Annotated in this window: 13 protein-coding genes and 1 pseudogene; 4 read left to right on the plus strand and 10 right to left on the minus strand. The window is 71.0% G+C overall.

Annotation, left to right across the window (positions count from 1 at the left end):
* Positions 1-96: 96 nt before the first annotated feature.
* A complete protein-coding gene (locus HUT19_RS12020; protein WP_176180462.1) occupies positions 97-1140 on the minus strand; it encodes a 3-isopropylmalate dehydrogenase in 1044 nt (347 codons plus the stop codon).
* Positions 1141-1276: 136 nt separating this feature from the next.
* On the opposite strand from HUT19_RS12020, the gene HUT19_RS12025 reads away from it, so the two are divergent.
* Complete coding sequence (locus HUT19_RS12025) at positions 1277-2860, plus strand: metallophosphoesterase family protein (RefSeq protein ID WP_176180463.1); 1584 nt, start codon at positions 1277-1279, stop codon at positions 2858-2860.
* 54 nt (positions 2861-2914) lie between these two features.
* Here the strand turns inward: HUT19_RS12025 and HUT19_RS43945 are convergent, their stop codons facing one another.
* The 3 genes from HUT19_RS43945 to HUT19_RS12035 form a co-directional block, all read right to left on the minus strand.
* Positions 2915-3037, minus strand: a complete 123-nt coding sequence (locus HUT19_RS43945; protein WP_303331856.1) for a hypothetical protein — start codon at positions 3035-3037, stop codon at positions 2915-2917.
* Between the two features lie 532 nt (positions 3038-3569).
* Positions 3570-5201 carry an L-glutamate gamma-semialdehyde dehydrogenase gene (gene pruA / locus HUT19_RS12030; protein ID WP_176180464.1) on the minus strand — a complete coding sequence of 544 codons (1632 nt, stop codon included), beginning with the start codon at positions 5199-5201 and terminating at the stop codon, positions 3570-3572.
* 75 nt (positions 5202-5276) lie between these two features.
* The gene (locus HUT19_RS12035) at positions 5277-6203 is read right to left on the minus strand and encodes a proline dehydrogenase family protein (protein ID WP_176180465.1); all 927 of its coding nucleotides are present in this window, start codon (positions 6201-6203) and stop codon (positions 5277-5279) included.
* Positions 6204-6370: 167 nt separating this feature from the next.
* On the opposite strand from HUT19_RS12035, the gene HUT19_RS12040 reads away from it, so the two are divergent.
* Positions 6371-7627: a CdaR family transcriptional regulator gene (locus HUT19_RS12040; RefSeq protein ID WP_176180466.1), complete on the plus strand. Its 1257-nt coding sequence runs from the start codon at positions 6371-6373 to the stop codon at positions 7625-7627.
* Between the two features lie 43 nt (positions 7628-7670).
* Here HUT19_RS12040 and HUT19_RS12045 read toward each other — a convergent pair.
* A pseudogene (locus HUT19_RS12045) lies at positions 7671-8238 on the minus strand (MerR family transcriptional regulator).
* Positions 8239-8346: 108 nt separating this feature from the next.
* Positions 8347-8940, minus strand: a complete 594-nt coding sequence (locus HUT19_RS12050) for a TetR/AcrR family transcriptional regulator (protein ID WP_176180467.1) — start codon at positions 8938-8940, stop codon at positions 8347-8349.
* Between the two features lie 97 nt (positions 8941-9037).
* Between HUT19_RS12050 and HUT19_RS12055 the strand changes: the two genes are divergently transcribed.
* On the plus strand, positions 9038-10651 hold the full coding sequence (locus HUT19_RS12055; protein ID WP_176180468.1) for an MFS transporter: 1614 nt from the start codon (positions 9038-9040) through the stop codon (positions 10649-10651).
* A gap of 130 nt (positions 10652-10781) precedes the next feature.
* Positions 10782-10994 carry a hypothetical protein gene (locus tag HUT19_RS44245; RefSeq protein ID WP_176180469.1) on the plus strand — a complete coding sequence of 71 codons (213 nt, stop codon included), beginning with the start codon at positions 10782-10784 and terminating at the stop codon, positions 10992-10994.
* Positions 10995-11102: 108 nt separating this feature from the next.
* Here HUT19_RS44245 and HUT19_RS12065 read toward each other — a convergent pair whose 3' ends face one another.
* From HUT19_RS12065 to ilvC, 4 genes are all read right to left on the minus strand, one after another.
* Positions 11103-12605 (minus strand): MFS transporter, encoded by a 1503-nt coding sequence (locus tag HUT19_RS12065; protein ID WP_176180470.1) that lies wholly within the window; start codon positions 12603-12605, stop codon positions 11103-11105.
* Positions 12606-12664: 59 nt separating this feature from the next.
* On the minus strand, positions 12665-13354 hold the full coding sequence (locus HUT19_RS12070; RefSeq protein WP_254885541.1) for a TetR/AcrR family transcriptional regulator: 690 nt from the start codon (positions 13352-13354) through the stop codon (positions 12665-12667).
* Positions 13355-13568: 214 nt separating this feature from the next.
* Positions 13569-15173 (minus strand): phosphoglycerate dehydrogenase, encoded by a 1605-nt coding sequence (gene serA / locus HUT19_RS12075; RefSeq protein WP_176180472.1) that lies wholly within the window; start codon positions 15171-15173, stop codon positions 13569-13571.
* Positions 15174-15444: 271 nt separating this feature from the next.
* Entirely contained in the window at positions 15445-16443 is a 999-nt protein-coding gene (gene ilvC / locus HUT19_RS12080) for a ketol-acid reductoisomerase (RefSeq protein ID WP_176180473.1), read from the minus strand.
* Between the last annotated feature and the right edge of the window lie 25 nt (positions 16444-16468).

Below are 16468 nucleotides of genomic sequence, written 5' to 3' on the forward strand. Positions count from 1 at the left end.
GGATTATCGCCTAGGTGGGGCCGGGGGAAGAGGCGTGCGGTTGCGCGCGGCCCAGGTCGATGGTCGCACTCGGCCGCGCAGGGGCACCGGCTGGGGTCAGCCGGCCACCCGCGCGGCGAGCGCGTCTCCGATGTCGTCGGTGGTGCGGGGTGTCGTGGTGTCCCGCCCGGCGAGGTCCTGTGCGACGGCGGTCTCGATCCGGGCCGCCTCCTCCGTGTAGCCGAGGTGCGACAGGAGCAGCGCCACCGACAGCACGGTCGCGGTCGGGTCGGCCTTGCCGGTGCCCGCGATGTCCGGCGCGGAGCCGTGGACCGGCTCGAACATCGAGGGGAAGGCGCCGGAGGGGTTGATGTTGCCGCTCGCGGCGAGCCCGATCCCGCCGGTGACGGCGGCCGCGAGGTCGGTCAGGATGTCGCCGAAGAGGTTGTCGGTGACGATCACGTCGAACCGCTCGGGCTGGGTGACAAAGAAGATCGTCGCGGCGTCGACATGCAGATAGTCGGTGGTGACCTCGGGGTACTCCTGGCCGACCCGGTCGAAGATGTTCTTCCACAGATGACCGGCGTACACCAGGACGTTGTTCTTGTGCACCAGGGTCAGCTTCTTGCGCGGCCGGGCGTTGGCGCGCTCGTACGCGTCACGTACCACCCGCTCCACGCCGTACGCCGTGTTCAGGCTGACCTCGGTGGCCACCTCGGCGGGGGTACCGGTGCGCAGCGAGCCGCCGTTGCCGACGTACGGGCCCTCGGTGCCCTCGCGGACGACCACGAAGTCGATGTCGGGGCGGCCGGCCAGCGGGGTCGCGGTGTTCGGGAAGAGCTTCGACGGACGCAGGTTGACGTAGTGGTCGAAGGCGAAGCGGAGCTTGAGGAGCAGCCCGCGCTCCAGCACCCCGGAGGGCACCGACGGGTCGCCGATGGCACCGAGCAGGATCGCGTCGTGGTCCTTCAGCGACTCCAGTTCGGCGTCCGGCAGGGTCTCGCCGGTGGCGTGCCAGCGCCGGGCGCCGAGGTCGTAGTTGCGGGTCTCCAGCTTCACGTCCTGCGGAAGGGCCGCCGCGAGGACCTTGAGGCCCTGGGCCACGACCTCCTGGCCGATACCGTCACCGGGGATCACTGCGAGGCGAAGGGAGCGAGACATACCGGGACCCTACTCCTCGTCCCATGGACTGACACCGGCTGTCCGCCATTCGGACAAACCGGCGCGCGCCGATCGGTAAGCCGCCGTTCACCCCTCGTACCGCGCGCTGTTGACCGCACGGGGGAGATTCCGGTGCATGGACACACCACGGTTCGGCATCCCTGAGCCGCTCGCGCGCCGGATGGGCATGGCCGAGCAGCACGCGTACCTGCGGGAGCGGTTCTCCCGCCGGAGGGTGCTGCGCGGGGGTGCGGCCACGGCGGGCGCGGCCGTCGGCGCGGGGCTGCTGGGCGGCTCGGCGTGCGCCACCGGCGCCCGGCCCTCCCCCGCGGCGGTCCCGGCCCCGCGCCGGGCCACGGTGGACGGCGCGGTGGTGGCGCCGTTCGGCCGCCACCTGGCCTTCGGCGACGACCCCACGACCCAGATGAGGATCTCCTGGCAGGTGCCGCTGGCGGTGCGGAAGCCCTATGTGCGGATCGGTCCGGGGCCCGGGGAGCTGTCCCGGAAGGTGGAGGCCGAGGTGCGCCCGCTGCACACCCCCGCGCTCGGCGGCGATCTCCCCGCGGTCGACCAGTACTACCTGCACGCGGCGGTGGACGGGCTGAGCCCCGATGTCACGTACTACTACGGCGTCGGCCACGAGGGCTGGGACCCGGCCGACCCCCGCCGCTTCTCCTCGGTCGGCACCTTCCGCACCGCGCCCGAGCGGCCGGTGCCGTTCGTCTTCACCGCCTTCGGCGACCAGGGCGTGAGCTATCACGCGCTCGCCAACGACCGGGTGATCCTCGGCCAGAACCCGTCCTTCCATCTGCACGCGGGCGATCTGTGCTACGCGGACACCACCGGCCACGGAAGGAAGTCCGACCTCTACGACGCCCGGGTCTGGGACTCCTTCCTCGCCCAGACCGACGCGGTGGCGGCGACCGTGCCCTGGATGGTGACCACCGGCAACCACGACATGGAGGCGTGGTACTCCCCCGAGGGCTACGGCGGACAGCTGGCCCGCTGGTCGCTGCCGCAGAACGGGCCCGCGCCGCGCACGGCGCCCGGCGTCTACTCGTTCACCTACGGGAACGTGGGCGTGGTCGCGCTGGACGCCAATGACGTCAGCCACGAGATCCCCGCCAATGCCGGCTGGAGCGATGGTGAGCAGACCCGCTGGCTGGAGCGGCGGCTGACGGCGCTGCGGGCGCGGAACGACATCGACTTCGTGGTGGTCTTCTTCCACCACTGCGCCTTCTCCACGACCAGCTCCCACGCCTCGGACGGGGGTGTGCGCGACGCGTGGGTGCCACTGTTCGACAAACACCAGGTGGATCTGGTGATCAACGGCCACAACCACGTCTACGAGCGCACCGACGCCATCCGGGGCGGGAAGGCCGCCCGCCGGGTCCCGGTCGGCGGCGACGCCGACGCGGTACGCGACGGGATCGTCTATGTGACGGCGGGCGGGGCGGGCGCGGAGCTGTACTCCTTCCCCGTGCCCGACAGTTACGAGGGGAAGGTCAAGGACCTCGACGAGGTGAAGACCTACCACTGGACGAAGGGCGGGGAGAAGAACCACGACACCGTGGAGTGGTCACGGGTCCGCTACACCGGCTTCTCCTTCCTCGCGGTGGAGGTGGAGCCCGGCACCGACCCGAAGCTGAAGGTCACGGCACTGGCGGAGTCCGGTGAGCGCGTGGATCACTTCACGATCACGCGCTCCCGGCGCCGGTGACCGGCCTGGTGACCGGCCTGGTGACCGCCTCCGCGACCGGCCCCGGGACCGGCCTCAGTGACCGGTCGAGCCGCCGTTGTCCCGGCGGTCGAGCGCGCGCTGAAGCGCGGCGGCCGCCTTCTGGCGGTCGGTGTTGTCCGTCTTGCGGCGAACCCTGCGGATGGTCGTCTCGGCCATGTTCACGTCTCCTTGGCTGAACCCCGGAAAAGGCCGGGGGGAATCCCCGAGAAGGTGGCAACCGGAAGGGGGCGGGGGCCTGGATGCGGCAGGGGTCACCTGCGGCTGTGCACCGGCCACGTCCGCCGTCGCTCGATGGAGCGAGACGTTCGGTCTCCACAAAAGTACGGCAGCCGGGCTTCGGTGTCTGCACAATTAGTCGGACGTCCTACTATCTGAGACGCAAAAAACGGCCGATGGAAACCACCGGCCGTCCTGCTGTTCCGCGGCGGGCCCGTCCTGATGATCGAGGCCGACCCCCGTCCGACCTCGACCACCGTGGCCGATCCCGTACCACCGTGGGTGACCTTGCCTCTGGTTACCCACGTAAACTGCGGTAAATAATGCCTACTTGATTGCCTGACGCTAGCATCGTCACGGCTCGGGCGTCCACAGCTTTACGGCGTATTCCGACTCCGCGCAGCACTCCGCCCCCGGCCGGTGAGGGCACGGCCGGGGGCGGGGTTACGGGGCGCGGAGCGCGCCCGGCAGGTCAGCCCATGTGCGGGTAGCGGTAGTCCGTCGGCGGGACCAGGGTCTCCTTGATGGAGCGGGTCGAGGTCCAGCGCATCAGGTTCTGCTTGGCGCCCGCCTTGTCGTTGGTGCCGGAGGCGCGGCCGCCGCCGAACGGCTGCTGGCCGACCACGGCGCCGGTGGGCTTGTCGTTGATGTAGAAGTTGCCGGCCGCGAAGCGCAGCGCCTCACAGGTGGCCGCGGCGGCTGCGCGGTCCTGGGCGATGACACAGCCGGTCAGACCGTAGGCCGAGGCCGACTCCATCTGCTGGAGCATCGCGTCGTACTCGGCGTCCTCGTAGACGTACACCCCGAGGATCGGGCCGAAGTACTCGTCCTTGAAGATCTCGTTCTCCGGGTCGGTGGAGATCAGGACGGTCGGACGGACGAAGTAGCCCTCGCTGTCGTCGTAGGTACCGCCCGCGATCACCTCGATGGTCGGATCGGACTTCGCCCGGTCGATCGCCGCCTTGCTCTTGGCGAACGAACGGTCGTCGATGACCGCGCCCATGAAGTTGCCGAGCTCGGTCACGTCGCCCATCGACAGCCCGTTGACCTCGGTCGCGAACTCCTCCTTGAGACCGCCGTCCCACAGCGAGCGCGGGACGTAGGCACGCGAGGCGGCGGAACACTTCTGGCCCTGGAACTCGAAGGCGCCGCGGGTCATCGCCGTCTTCAGCACCGCCGGGTCCGCGGACGGGTGGGCGACGATGAAGTCCTTGCCGCCGGTCTCGCCGACCAGACGCGGATAGGTCTTGTACTTCTCGATGTTGGCGCCGACCGTCTTCCACAGGTACTGGAAGGTGCGGGTGGAGCCGGTGAAGTGGATGCCCGCCAGATCCGGGTGGGCCAGCGCCACCTCGGAGACGTCCTTGCCGTCACCGGTGACGAGGTTGATGACGCCCTTGGGCAGCCCGGCCTCCTCCAGCAGCTGCATCAGCAGCACGGCGGCGTGGGTCTGCGTCGGGGACGGCTTCCAGACCACCACATTGCCCATGAGCGCGGGGGCGGTGGGGAGGTTGCCCGCGATGGCGGTGAAGTTGAAGGGGGTGATCGCGTAGACGAACCCCTCCAGCGGCCGGTGGTCGGTGCGGTTCCACACCCCCGGCGAGTTGGTGACCGGCTGCTCGGCCATGATCTGGCGCGCGAAGTGCACATTGAAGCGCCAGAAGTCGATCAGCTCGCAGGGGGTGTCGATCTCGGCCTGCTGCGCGGTCTTGGACTGACCGAGCATGGTCGAGGCGGCGAGGGTCTCCCGCCACGGCCCGGAGAGCAGATCGGCGGCCTTGAGGATGATCGCGGCGCGGTCGTCGAAGCTGAGCGCGCGCCATGCCGGGGCGGCGGCCAGCGCCGCGTCGATCGCGTCCTGCGCGTCGGCCTGGGTGGCGTTGGCGTAGGTGCCGAGGCGGGCCGCGTGGTTGTGCGGCTGTACGACGTCGAAGCGCTCTCCGCCGCCCATCCGCTTCTCGCCGCCGATGGTCATCGGCAGCTCGACCGGGTTCTGGGCCAGCTCCTTGAGCTTGGTCTCGAGGCGGGCGCGCTCCGGGGTGCCGGGGGCGTAGGTGTGCACCGGCTCGTTCACCGGAACGGGGACCTGGGTGACGGCGTCCATGGTGGCCGTTGTCTCCTTCGATCGTCGGGTTACGAGGGGAAGCCCGCGGGCTGCGGGGGGCTGCGGGGCGGGGCGTCAGCCGCGGCTGACCAGCGAGCGCAGGAAGAACGCGAGGTTCGCGGGGCGCTCCGCGAGGCGGCGCATGAAGTACCCATACCAGTCTGTTCCATACGGGACGTAAACCCGCATCCGGTGCCCTTCCGCCACCAGCCGCGCCTGCTCGGCCTCGCGGATCCCGTAGAGCATCTGGAACTCGTACTCGTCCAGCTTGCGGCCGACGCGGCGGGCCAGCTCCTGGGCGATGGCGACCATGCGCGGATCATGCGAGCCGATCATGGGGTAGCCGTCACCGGCCATCAGGATCTTCAGACAGCGCACATACGCCCGATCCACCTCGCGCTTGTCCTGGTAGGCGACGCTCGCGGGCTCGTTGTACGCGCCTTTCACCAGCCGCACCCGGGAGCCTTCCCCGGCCAGCGCCCGGCAGTCGTCCTCGGTGCGGAACAGATACGACTGCACCACCGCGCCGGTCTGCGGGAAGCGGCCGCGCAGCTCGCCGAGGATCGCCAGGGTGGAGTCCGCGGTGGTGTGGTCCTCCATGTCCAGGGTGACGGTCGTCCCCGCCTCGGCCGCCGCCTCGACGACCGGGGTGACATTGGCGAGCGCCACCTCGTGCCCGCCGGGCAGCGCCTGGCCGAAGGCCGACAGCTTGACCGACATCTCCGCACGGGCGCCGAGCCCCTCGGTGGCCAGTGCCTCGGCCAGCGCGAGATAGGCGTCCCGGCTGCGGAGCGCCTCGGCGCGGTCGGTGATGTCCTCACCCAGATGGTCGAGGGTGACCTCGAGCCCGCGCGAGGTCAGGGACCGCACGGCCGCCAGCGATTCGCCCAGTCGCTCCCCGGCCACGAACCGGTCCACCATCGGGCGGGTGACCGGCGCGGCCGAGACGACTCGGCGGATGGCGGCACTGCGCGACGCGGCGAGCAGCACGGGTCCCAGCACGGGGCACCTCCACGATGACAGCCGTCGAACGGCACCAACAACTCACCGTGAAACCTAAGGATCTCTCGTATCCGCGGCCATCGACAGCTGTCCTACATCCGTGTCCGGGATCTCAGACATCTGTATGAGAATGGGGGAGGCGGATCCGGGAAGGAGGCGAGCGGCCGGTGCGTGACGACTATCAGCAGCTGGTGGACGAGATCACGGCGGCGCTCGGCGCGCCCGCCACACTGGAGAACCGCGACTTCGCCCTGATCGCCTTCGGTGCTCACGACAGCGGTGACGCCGAGGAACCGGCGCTGGACCCGGTGCGTACCCGCTCCATCCTCCAGCGGCGCTCGACGGCGGCGGTGCGGGCCTGGTTCGAGGCGTTCGGGATCGCCCGCGCCCAGGCCCCGCTGCGGATCCCGCCGGATCCGGCGGCCGGGGTGTTCATGGGCCGTATCTGCCTGCCCGTGCGGCACCGCGGCGTGGTGCACGGCTATGTGTGGCTGCTGGACGACGGCCACCTCTCCGACCTGGAGTTCGGCGGCCCTTCGGGGGCGCCGGACCCGCGGCTGGCGCGGGCCATGGAGACCGCCGCGCGCATCGGCGCGCTGCTGGCGGCCGAGGCACGGGCCGGGGAGGAGCTGGGCGAACTGCTCGGCGAGCTGCTGACCGGACCGCCGGGCGGCCGGGACGCGGCCCGCGCGGGGCTCCGGGCCGCGCTGCGGCAGGCGGCCGACGGTCCGCTGGCGCTGGTGGCGGTGGTGCCCTGGACCCCGGACACCGGTGCGGACGCCGACCATCCGGGGCTCCCCCGGCTGCCGGGGATCGCGGCCGCCTGTGTGGTGCCCGGCGCCGCGGACGCCACTCTGGCCGCCCTGGTCCGGCTGCGCGCCCCCAGCGCGCTGGACCCGGCCCGCGCCACCGCCGAACAGCTGCTGCGCTCCCCCCGCGCCAGCGCCCCGAGCGGGCCCGCCCCCGAGCTGCCGCCGGGCGGCGGCCGGGAGACGGCCGCGGGCGTCTCCGGACCGCGCCGCGGTCTGGACGAGCTGCCCACCGCCTGGGGCGAGGCACTGGCCGCCGCCCGCGCCGCCCGCGCGGACGCCCGGCTCGGCCCGGTGGCCGAATGGACCGCCATCGGCCCGTACCGGCTGCTGGCCGGTCTGCCCCCGACCCGGCCGGACGCGGCCGTCCGCCCCCTCCTGGAGCGCAGCCACGCCGAACTCGCCCGTACCGCCGAGGCGTTCCTCGACTGCGCCGGACAGGCCTCCCGGACCGCCCAGCTGCTCGGCGTCCACCGCCAGACCCTCTACTACCGCCTCTCCCGCGTGAAGCAGCTGACCGGCCTCGACCTGGACTCCGGCGAGGACCGTCTGCTCCTCCACATGGCCCTCAAGGCGGCCCGCCTGGACCCGTCCGGCGGGCCGGACGGCGGGTGACCGGGATCGGCGCACGCCGCGGGTGGGGGGACCGCGCCGAGGGTCATTTCACCGGGAACGCCACGTCGCAGACCTCGTCCTCCGGGCCCGCCGCGCGCCAGTGTGCGCAGTAGACCTCGCGGCAGGGGCCGGTGACGGTCAGACCCTCGTCGGCGGTCCAGCGCTCGACCGCGTCGCAGGCCGAGGTGCTCTGCGGAGAGGCGACCTGAGCCTTGGTCAGCCGGGTGTGCGCCAGCCGGCGGGCGGGCTCATGGCGCAGCGAGACCTCACGGCTGTGGGCGGCGGCGTGCTCCTCGGCGGCGGCACGGTCGGCGACCGGGACACACGCCTCGGCCCTCGGCGACGGCCCAGTAGTCCGCCGCCTCGCGCGCCGCCCACTCCCCCGGGAGCTCCAGCACCCGGCCGATCCGCTCCAGCGGCATGTCCAGCCGCCGCGGCAGCGCCACCAGCCGTGCCCGCTCCACCTGGTCGACGCCGTACCAGCGGTAGCCGGTGGTCCCGTCGACCTGGTCGGGGGCCAGCAGCCCCAGCCGGTCGTAGAGCCGGAGCGCCTTGGGCGACAGCCGCGTTCTGCGTGCGAACGCGCCAATACTGAGCAGGGGTGGTTCCAGGGTTGCGTTCCTCCGTCCGGGCACCGCGCCCGGTGACCCACACGCTGGAGTCCGACCCTTGGGCAAGGTCAAGCGCCCGCGCCCCCGGCCGGGTCCCGGCGGCCGGAGTCAGTCCGACGGCCCCGGGCGGGTGCCGCTGAGGATCCGCCGCATGGCCTCGATCAGCTCCTGCGCGTCCGGGGTGAGGTCGGGGTTGATGGCCATCTGGACCACCATGCCGCTCACCAGCGTCATGTAGAAGGAGCCCAGGGTCCGGGCGGTCTCCTCGTCGACCTCGCGCTCGTCGATGCCGTGGAAGAGCGCCACCAGCCCCAGCCGCCCTTCCGGCTGGGCCTTGGCGAACGCCTCCCGCAGCTCGGGATCGCGCTCGACCTGCATGATGGCCTCCAACTGGGCCCGCCACACCGCCTGGTGCTTGTTGAACAGCTCCAGGGCCCGGGTCCAGCCCGACTCGAACCGGCCGACCAGATCGCTGCCGGTCGCGGCGTCGTCCGCGAGGGACCGCTGGACGTCATCGGCCCAGTCGCCCATGGCGGCGAAGAGCGCCTCCCGCATCAGGGCGTCCTTGGAGCCGTAGTGGTAGCCGATGGAGGCCAGGTTGGCGCCGGAGGCGGCCACGATGTCCCGCGCCGTCGTACGCGACCAGCCCTTTTCCAGCAGGCAACGTTTCGCCCCGGCCAGCAGATCCTCTCGATGTCCCATGACTCCAGCCTATCCCGAAGCCATACGGCCGTCCTAGACATACGTCTTACACGTTCGTACTAGACAACCGTTTTATACGACCGTATATTTCTTGGGCATGACGACCACTTCTCCCGACTCCCGCGCCGGACGCAAGGAATGGATCGCCTTCGCGGTCCTGATGCTTCCGCTCCTCCTGGTCTCCATGGATGTGTCGGTGCTGTACTTCGCGGTTCCGGCCATCAGCCGTGAACTGGACCCGAGTTCGACGCAACAGCTGTGGATCTTCGACATCTACGCCTTCGCGCTGGCCGGGCTGCTGATCACGATGGGGTCGCTGGGGGACCGGATCGGACGCCGGAAGCTGCTGCTGTTCGGCGCCGTGGCGTTCGGCACCGCGTCCGTCGCTGCGGCGTACGCGCGGAACGCCGAGATGCTCATCGCCGCGCGGGCCGGGCTCGGCATCGGCGGCGCGACCCTGATGCCCTCCACCATGGCGCTGGTCCGCAATATCTTCCAGGACGACAAGCAGCGCGGTCAGGCCATCGCGATCTGGTCGTCGGCCATGGCGGGCGGGGTCGCGCTCGGCTCGGTGATGAGTGGGGTGATGCTCAATCACTTCTGGTGGGGCTCGGTCTTCCTGGTCAATGTCCCGGCGATGGCGCTGCTGCTGGTGCTGGTGCCCGTCCTGGTACCGGAGTTCAAGGACCCCAAGCCCGGCCGGTTCGATCTGCTGAGCGTGCCGCTGTCGATGGGTGCAGTCCTCCCGGTGATCTACGGGCTGAAGAAGATGTCGGCCGACAACAGCGTGAGCCTGGTCCCGGTACTGTCGATCGTGGCCGGTCTGGCGATCGGCGCGGTCTTCGTACGGCGTCAGCTCACCCGGCGGGACGCCATGATCAGCCCCGAGCTGTTCCGCAACCGCGGCTTCGGACCGTCGATCGCGATCAACTCACTGGCCACCTTCGCCATGATGGGCTCGGCCTACTTCACCACCCAGTACCTGCAATCGGTGCTGGGGAAGGGCCCGCTGGAGGCCGCGCTGTGGAGTCTGGTCCCGTCGGTCTCCGTCGCGTTCGCCGGGCCGATCGCGAGCGTGCTCGTCCAGCGCGGCGCCAACCGCGCCTATGTGATCAGCGGTGGCTTCGTCCTCGGAGCGGTGGGTTACGGGGTACTGGCCATGGCCGGGACGGACGCGCTGTGGACCGTGCTCATCGGCGCCGCCCTGCTCGCCAGCGGCATCGTCATGGTGATGGCGCTGGTCACCGACATGGCGATCGGCTCCGTACCGCCGAAGCGGGCCGGATCGGCAGCCGCCCTGCTGGAGACCGGCCAGGAGTTCGGCGGCGCGATGGGCATGGCCGTGCTCGGCAGCGTCGGCACCGCCGTCTACCGCGCCGACGTCAAGGACACGCTGCCGGACGGGCTGCCGCCCGTCGCGGTGGACGCGGTGCGCGAAACGCTGGGCATCGCCAACGCGGTGGCCGAGCGGCTGCCCGGACGGACCGGGGACCTGGTGCTGGATGCCGCACGCGAGGGGTTCACCCACGGCATGCAGATCGCGAGCATCACCGGAGCCGGTGTGCTGGTCGCGGGCGCCGTTCTGTCGACCATGACCCTGCGCCAGCTGCGGATCGCCAAGACCACCGCCCCGGCCGCGGGCCCCTCCGAAGCCTCCACCGGCGCCGACACCGGTGACGCCGCGGCCTCCACCTCCGCCTCCGGCCACTGATCCCGGACCCCGGGCACCGCGGCCCTCCGGCGTCCCGGTCAGTCGCCCAGACCGCGCGGCACCACCGCGAGCCCCCCCGAAGAACTCCCGGTCGGCGTCCGCCCCGAGGGGGTGCCGCGCCGTGTAGGCCATGTACGGGAAGCCGGCGGGCGGCAGTTCGGAGGACAACGGCGCCCTCACCCGACAGCGGGCCGAGATGTTCCAGCTGGATCGCCCCGATGACATGACCGAGCAGTGTGCGCAGCGCGATGACCCGCCGCTCGCCCTCGATCCCCGCCTCGGCGAGGATCGCGGCCACTGCGCGCCGACGGCCCGCGCCCCGCAGCCGGACCCCGCGGCCTGACGCCCGGCTCCGGGCGGACGGCTCCGGGCGGAAAGCCCACAAGGGCCCTCGTTCCGCGGGAGAGCGCGGAACGGAGGGCCCGTGGGACAGCGGCCGGGGGTGCCGCCGTCAGCCCACGTGCACGGCCTTCGGCAGCGCGTCCCGCGCGCCCGGTTCCCGGGAGGGCCGCGGCGTGTTCATCAGCAGGGTCACCACGACGGCCGCACCGGCGAGGATCGCGGACGACCAGACGAACGCCTCCGAGAAGCCCTCGACCAGCCCGGTCTTCATATGCGCGTCCATGTTCTGCCGGGTGATCTCGTGCAGGTGCTCGGCCTTGTAGTCATCGGTCGCGCTGGTGGCGATGGTGTTGAGCAGCGCCGTGCCGATCGAACCGCCGATCTGCTGGGCGGTGTTGACGGTGGCGGACGCGACACCGGCGTCCCGCTCGCTCACCCCGTGCGTCGCGTAGTTCATCGCCGGGGCCATCACCAGGCCCATACCGAAGCCGACCAGGATCTCCGAGGGCAGCACACCGGCCGCGTAGGAGCTGTCGACGTCCAGCGGGACGAGCAGCGCCACACCCGTGGCCGCGATCAGCAGACCGGGGCCGGCCAGCATCCGCGGCGCCACCTTCGGGATGAGCCGCGAGGCGAGACCGCCCGCGGAGACCAGCACCGACGCGGTCATCGGCAGAAACGCCAGACCGGTGGTCAGGGCCGAGTACCCCTTGACGACCTGCATGTAGTACGTGAGGAACAGGAACATGGCGAACATGCCGACCACCGACAGGCCGACAGCCAGATAGGCGCTGCCCCGGGTGCGGTCCGCCAGCACCCGCATCGGCAGCAGCGGGTTCCTGACCCGCTTCTCCACCAGGATGAAGGCGAGGAGCAGCACCACGCCCGCGGTGAGCAGTCCGGCCACCGGGCCCGAGTCCCAGCCCTCGGACTCGGCCTCGCTGCATCCGTAGACCACGGCCACCACGCCGGTCACGGCCAGGAACACCCCGGGGATGTCGAAGCGGGCCCGGCCCTGGGCACGGGTGTCGACGGGCAGCACCCACCAGCTGATGACCGCGATCGCGGCGATCGGCACGTTCACGTACAGGCACCACCGCCAGTCGAGGTACTCGGTCAGCGCACCGCCGACGACCAGCCCGATCGCACCACCGCCCGCGGCGATGGCACCGAAGATGCCGAACGCCTTGGCGCGTTCCCGCGGTTCGGTGAAGTTCACCGCGAGCAGGGAGAGCGCCGAGGGGGCCAGCAGCGCGGCGAACGCGCCCTGGAGGGCACGGGCCAGCAGCAGCGTCTCGAAGCCGGAGGCGGCGCCGCCCAGCGCCGAGGCCCCGGCGAAGCCCAGCAGACCGATCAGGAAGGTGCGCCGGCGGCCGGTGTAGTCGGCGATCCGGCCACCGAGCAGCAGCAGGCTGCCGAACGCCAGGGTGTAGGCCGTGATCACCCACTGGCGGTCGCCGTCGGTGATGCCGAGGTCCTTCTGGGCCGACGGCAGGGCGATGTTCACGATGGTGATATCGAGGACGATCATCAGCTGGGCGAGGCCGATGAACATCAGTGCCAGCCAGCGCCGAGGGTTGGCCTCGGGCTGTATGCCGGTGGGCTGGGACATGAGGGGTTGCCTTTCTGATCTTTCTGAGCGCTCCGAAAGCCGAGCGGGGAGAAAGGGAGTCAGTCGTCGGCGCGGGCGTCGCCGAGCACTCGCTCCCGGAGCCGCTTGAACGCGGGGGCGTCCACGGCCGGGCCGCTGAGCATGGTGGTGGGCCGGGGCGAGCCGCTGGGGCGCAGCCCGTCGACGTACACATCCAGATGGCGGTGGGCGAGGGCGTCGTCCTCCGGGACACGCCCCCCGCCGGGCAGCGGCCGGGACAGCCGCATGATCATCATGGTGATGTCGCCGAAGACCACATCGGGCCGGAGCTGCCCGGCGGCCTGAGCACGGACCAGGAGCTCGTCGATCGGGTCCACGGCATCGCCGCCCACCCCGTCGAGCACCTCATCGAGGCTGATCCGGCCCAGCAGCAGGGGCATCACCGAGCCGAGCTTGAGGTCGAGGGCCCGGTGCATGAAGACGCGCAGCGCCTCGACCGGGTCGCCCTCGTCGGCGATGGCCTCCCGCGCGGCCTCGGTGAGGGCGGCGAGGACCTCGGTGGCCACCCCGCGGAAGAGATCGGCGCGCTGCGGGAACCGCCGGTAGAGCGTGGCGATGCCGACGCCGGCGCGCCGGGCGATCTCGTCGAGCGGGGCGTCGGGCCCCTCGTCGACGAAGACCTGGCGGGCGGCGTGCAGGATCTGCTCACGGTTGCGCCGGGCGTCGGCCCGCATCCGGGGCGCGCCGTCGGTGGGGAGGTCAGTGGACACGTGCGTACTCCTGCGGGACATGCGTCGGGAGAGCCACCTGGCTATGTGGAGATTTTTTCTCCACATAGCTGTCAGCGTAGCGAGGCCGCCCACAATATTCAACACGCGAAGAAAAGATCGGGAAGTCCCCGCGCACCACGGATGTGCGCATGCGAAAGGGCCCGGTCCCCGCCGATGCGGGAACCGGGCCCCAGGTGGGTCCGCGGTGCGGAACTCAGCCGTCCAGATTGACCGAACGGGCCGAGGTGGCCCCGATCTCACCGGCGATCTCGGTGAGGACGGCCGGCGGAATGGTGTCGTCGACGGTCAGCGCCACCAGGGCGGCGCCACCGGCCGCGGCACGCGAGACCTGCATGCCCGCGATGTTGATCCCGGCCTCGCCCAGGATGCGGCCGAGCGTGCCGACCACACCCGGGCGGTCGGTGTAGTGCAGGAAGGCCATGTGGTCGGCGAGGGCCAGATCGACGTCGTACTCACCGACCGCGACGATCTTCTGGAGGTGCTTGGGGCCGGCCAGCGTGCCGGAGATCGCGACCTCCTCGCCACCGGCGAGGGTGCCGCGCACGGTCACCACATTGCGGTGCTCCGACGACTCCGAGCTGGTGGTCAGCCGCACCTCGACACCGCGCTCCTGCGCGAACAGCGGGGCGTTCACATACGACACGGTCTCGTCGACGATGTCCTCGAACACACCCTTGAGCGCGGAGAGCTCCAGCACCTTGACGTCGTGCTGGGTGATCTCGCCGTACACCTCGACATCGAGCCGCACCGCGACCTCGCCCGCGAGCGCGGTGAAGATCCGGCCCAGCTTCTCGGCCAGCGGCAGCCCGGGGCGGACGTCCTCGGCGATCACACCGCCCTGGACGTTCACCGCGTCCGGGACCAGCTCACCCGCGAGCGCCAGCCGCACCGAGCGCGCGACCGCGATACCGGCCTTCTCCTGGGCCTCACCGGTGGAGGCGCCCAGGTGCGGGGTGACCACCACATTGTCGAACTCGAACAGCGGGGAGTCGGTGCACGGCTCCTGGGAGAACACATCCAGACCGGCGGCGGCGACCCGGCCCTCCTTGAGGGCGGCGGCCAGCGCCTGCTCGTCCACGATCCCGCCGCGCGCGGCATTGACGATCCGGACCTCGGGCTTGACCTTGCGCAGCGCCTCGTCACCGATCAGGCCGAGGGTCTCGGGCGTCTTGGGGAGGTGGACGGAGATGAAGTCGGAGACCTCGAGCAGCTCGTCCAGCGTGAGCAGCTTCACGCCCATCTGGGCCGCGCGCGCGGGCTGCACATAGGGGTCGTACGCGACGATCTTCATCCCGAACGCGGACATCCGCTGGGCCACCAGAACGCCGATCCGGCCGAGCCCGACCACACCGAGGGTCTTCTCGCTCAGCTCCACACCGGTGTACTTGCTGCGCTTCCACTCGCCGTTCTTCAGCGCGGCATTGGCCTGCGGGATGTTACGGGCGGTGGCGACGAGCAGACCGCACGCCAGCTCGGCGGCGGTGACGATGTTGGACGTCGGGGCGTTGACGACCATGACGCCCGCCTTGGTGGCGGCCGAGACGTCCACATTGTCCAGACCGACGCCCGCGCGAGCGACCACCTTGAGCTTCTTCGCCGCGGCGATGGCCTCGGCGTCGACCTTCGTCGCGCTGCGGACGAGGATCGCGTCCACATCGGCGAGGGCGGGAAGCAGCTCGGCGCGGTCCGCGCCGTTGCAGCTCCGGATCTCGAAGTCCGGGCCCAGGGCGTCGACGGTGGCCGGCGACAGCTCTTCGGCGATGAGTACGACGGGTTTACCGGTGGAAGCAGTGCTCACGTGGTCTTCAGTCCTCACTAGTCCTCAGCGGACGGCCGTCCCGACGGCCGCTGGCGGTGAAGGGGTCAGCCGCGTGGAAGACGCACGACGCTGTGAGCCTGACGCGCTTGTTGCACTTGAGTGTAGTGGCGGTCCGGCGTGTGTCTTGCGCCAATACGGCAGGATCACCCGCACGTGGTGGTGCGGGGTGGACAAGGCGCGTACCGGCGCGGCGGGGGTTCCGGGGAACCCCCGCCGCGCCCGGGGCACGGCCACCCGCGCCACCAGGCGCTTACGCCTCGTCGTCGACCCAGCTCATGAGCTTGCGCAGCTCCTTGCCGGTGGTCTCCAGCAGGTGGTTCTCGTCCGCCTTCTTCAGCTCGTTGTACTTCGGCAGACCCGCGTTGTACTCGGCCATCCAGTTCCTGGCGAAGGTGCCGTCCTGGATCTCGCCGAGGACCTTCTTCATCTCGGCCTTGGTGGAGTCGTTGATGATCCGCGGACCCGTGACGTAGTCACCCCACTCGGCGGTCTCGGAGATCGACCAGCGCATCTTCTCCAGGCCGCCCTCGTACATCAGGTCCACGATCAGCTTCAGCTCGTGGAGGCACTCGAAGTACGCGATCTCGGGCTGGTAACCGGCCTCGACCAGGGTCTCGAACCCGGCCTTGACCAGCGCCGCGGTACCACCGCAGAGCACCGCCTGCTCACCGAAGAGGTCGGTCTCGGTCTCCTCGGTGAAGGTGGTCTTGATGACTCCGGCGCGGGTGCCGCCGATGCCCTTGGCGTACGACAGGGCCAGCGCGAAGGCGTTGCCGCTGGCGTCCTGCTCGACGGCCGCGATGCACGGCACGCCGCGGCCCTCCTCGTACTGCCGGCGGACCAGGTGGCCCGGGCCCTTCGGGGCGACCATGCAGACGTCCACGTTGGCCGGGGGCTTGATGAAGTCGAACCGGATGTTGAGGCCGTGGCCGAAGAACAGCGCGTCGCCGTCCTTCAGGTTCTCCTTCACGGACTCCTCGTAGACCTTGGCCTGGATCGGGTCCGGGACCAGGATCATGATCACGTCGGCCTCGGCCGCCGCCTCGGCCGGGGTGACCACGCGCAGGCCCTGCTCCTCGGCCTTGGCCTTGGACTTCGAGCCCTCGTGCAGGCCGACCCGCACATCGACGCCCGAGTCGCGCAGCGACAGCGCGTGGGCGTGGCCCTGGCTGCCGTAGCCGAGGATGGCGACCTTGCGGCCCTGGATGATCGACAGGTCGGCGTCGTTGTCGTAGAACAGCTCGGCCACTTCGGGATTCTCCTAGCGTTTGGGT

It is taken from the genome of Streptomyces sp. NA02950, assembly GCF_013364155.1.
In the GTDB taxonomy this organism is placed as follows: Bacteria; Actinomycetota; Actinomycetes; order Streptomycetales; family Streptomycetaceae; genus Streptomyces.

Coding starts and splice junctions, on each gene's coding strand:
- HUT19_RS12020 (WP_176180462.1), bottom strand. CDS start 1,140: ATGTCTCGCTCCCTTCGCCTCGCAGTGATCCCCGGTGACGGTATCGGC.
- HUT19_RS12025 (WP_176180463.1), top strand. CDS start 1,277: ATGGACACACCACGGTTCGGCATCCCTGAGCCGCTCGCGCGCCGGATG.
- HUT19_RS43945 (WP_303331856.1), bottom strand. CDS start 3,037: ATGGCCGAGACGACCATCCGCAGGGTTCGCCGCAAGACGGACAACACC.
- pruA (WP_176180464.1), bottom strand. CDS start 5,201: ATGGACGCCGTCACCCAGGTCCCCGTTCCGGTGAACGAGCCGGTGCAC.
- HUT19_RS12050 (WP_176180467.1), bottom strand. CDS start 8,940: ATGGGACATCGAGAGGATCTGCTGGCCGGGGCGAAACGTTGCCTGCTG.
- HUT19_RS12055 (WP_176180468.1), top strand. CDS start 9,038: ATGACGACCACTTCTCCCGACTCCCGCGCCGGACGCAAGGAATGGATC.
- HUT19_RS44245 (WP_176180469.1), top strand. CDS start 10,782: ATGTACGGGAAGCCGGCGGGCGGCAGTTCGGAGGACAACGGCGCCCTC.
- HUT19_RS12065 (WP_176180470.1), bottom strand. CDS start 12,605: ATGTCCCAGCCCACCGGCATACAGCCCGAGGCCAACCCTCGGCGCTGG.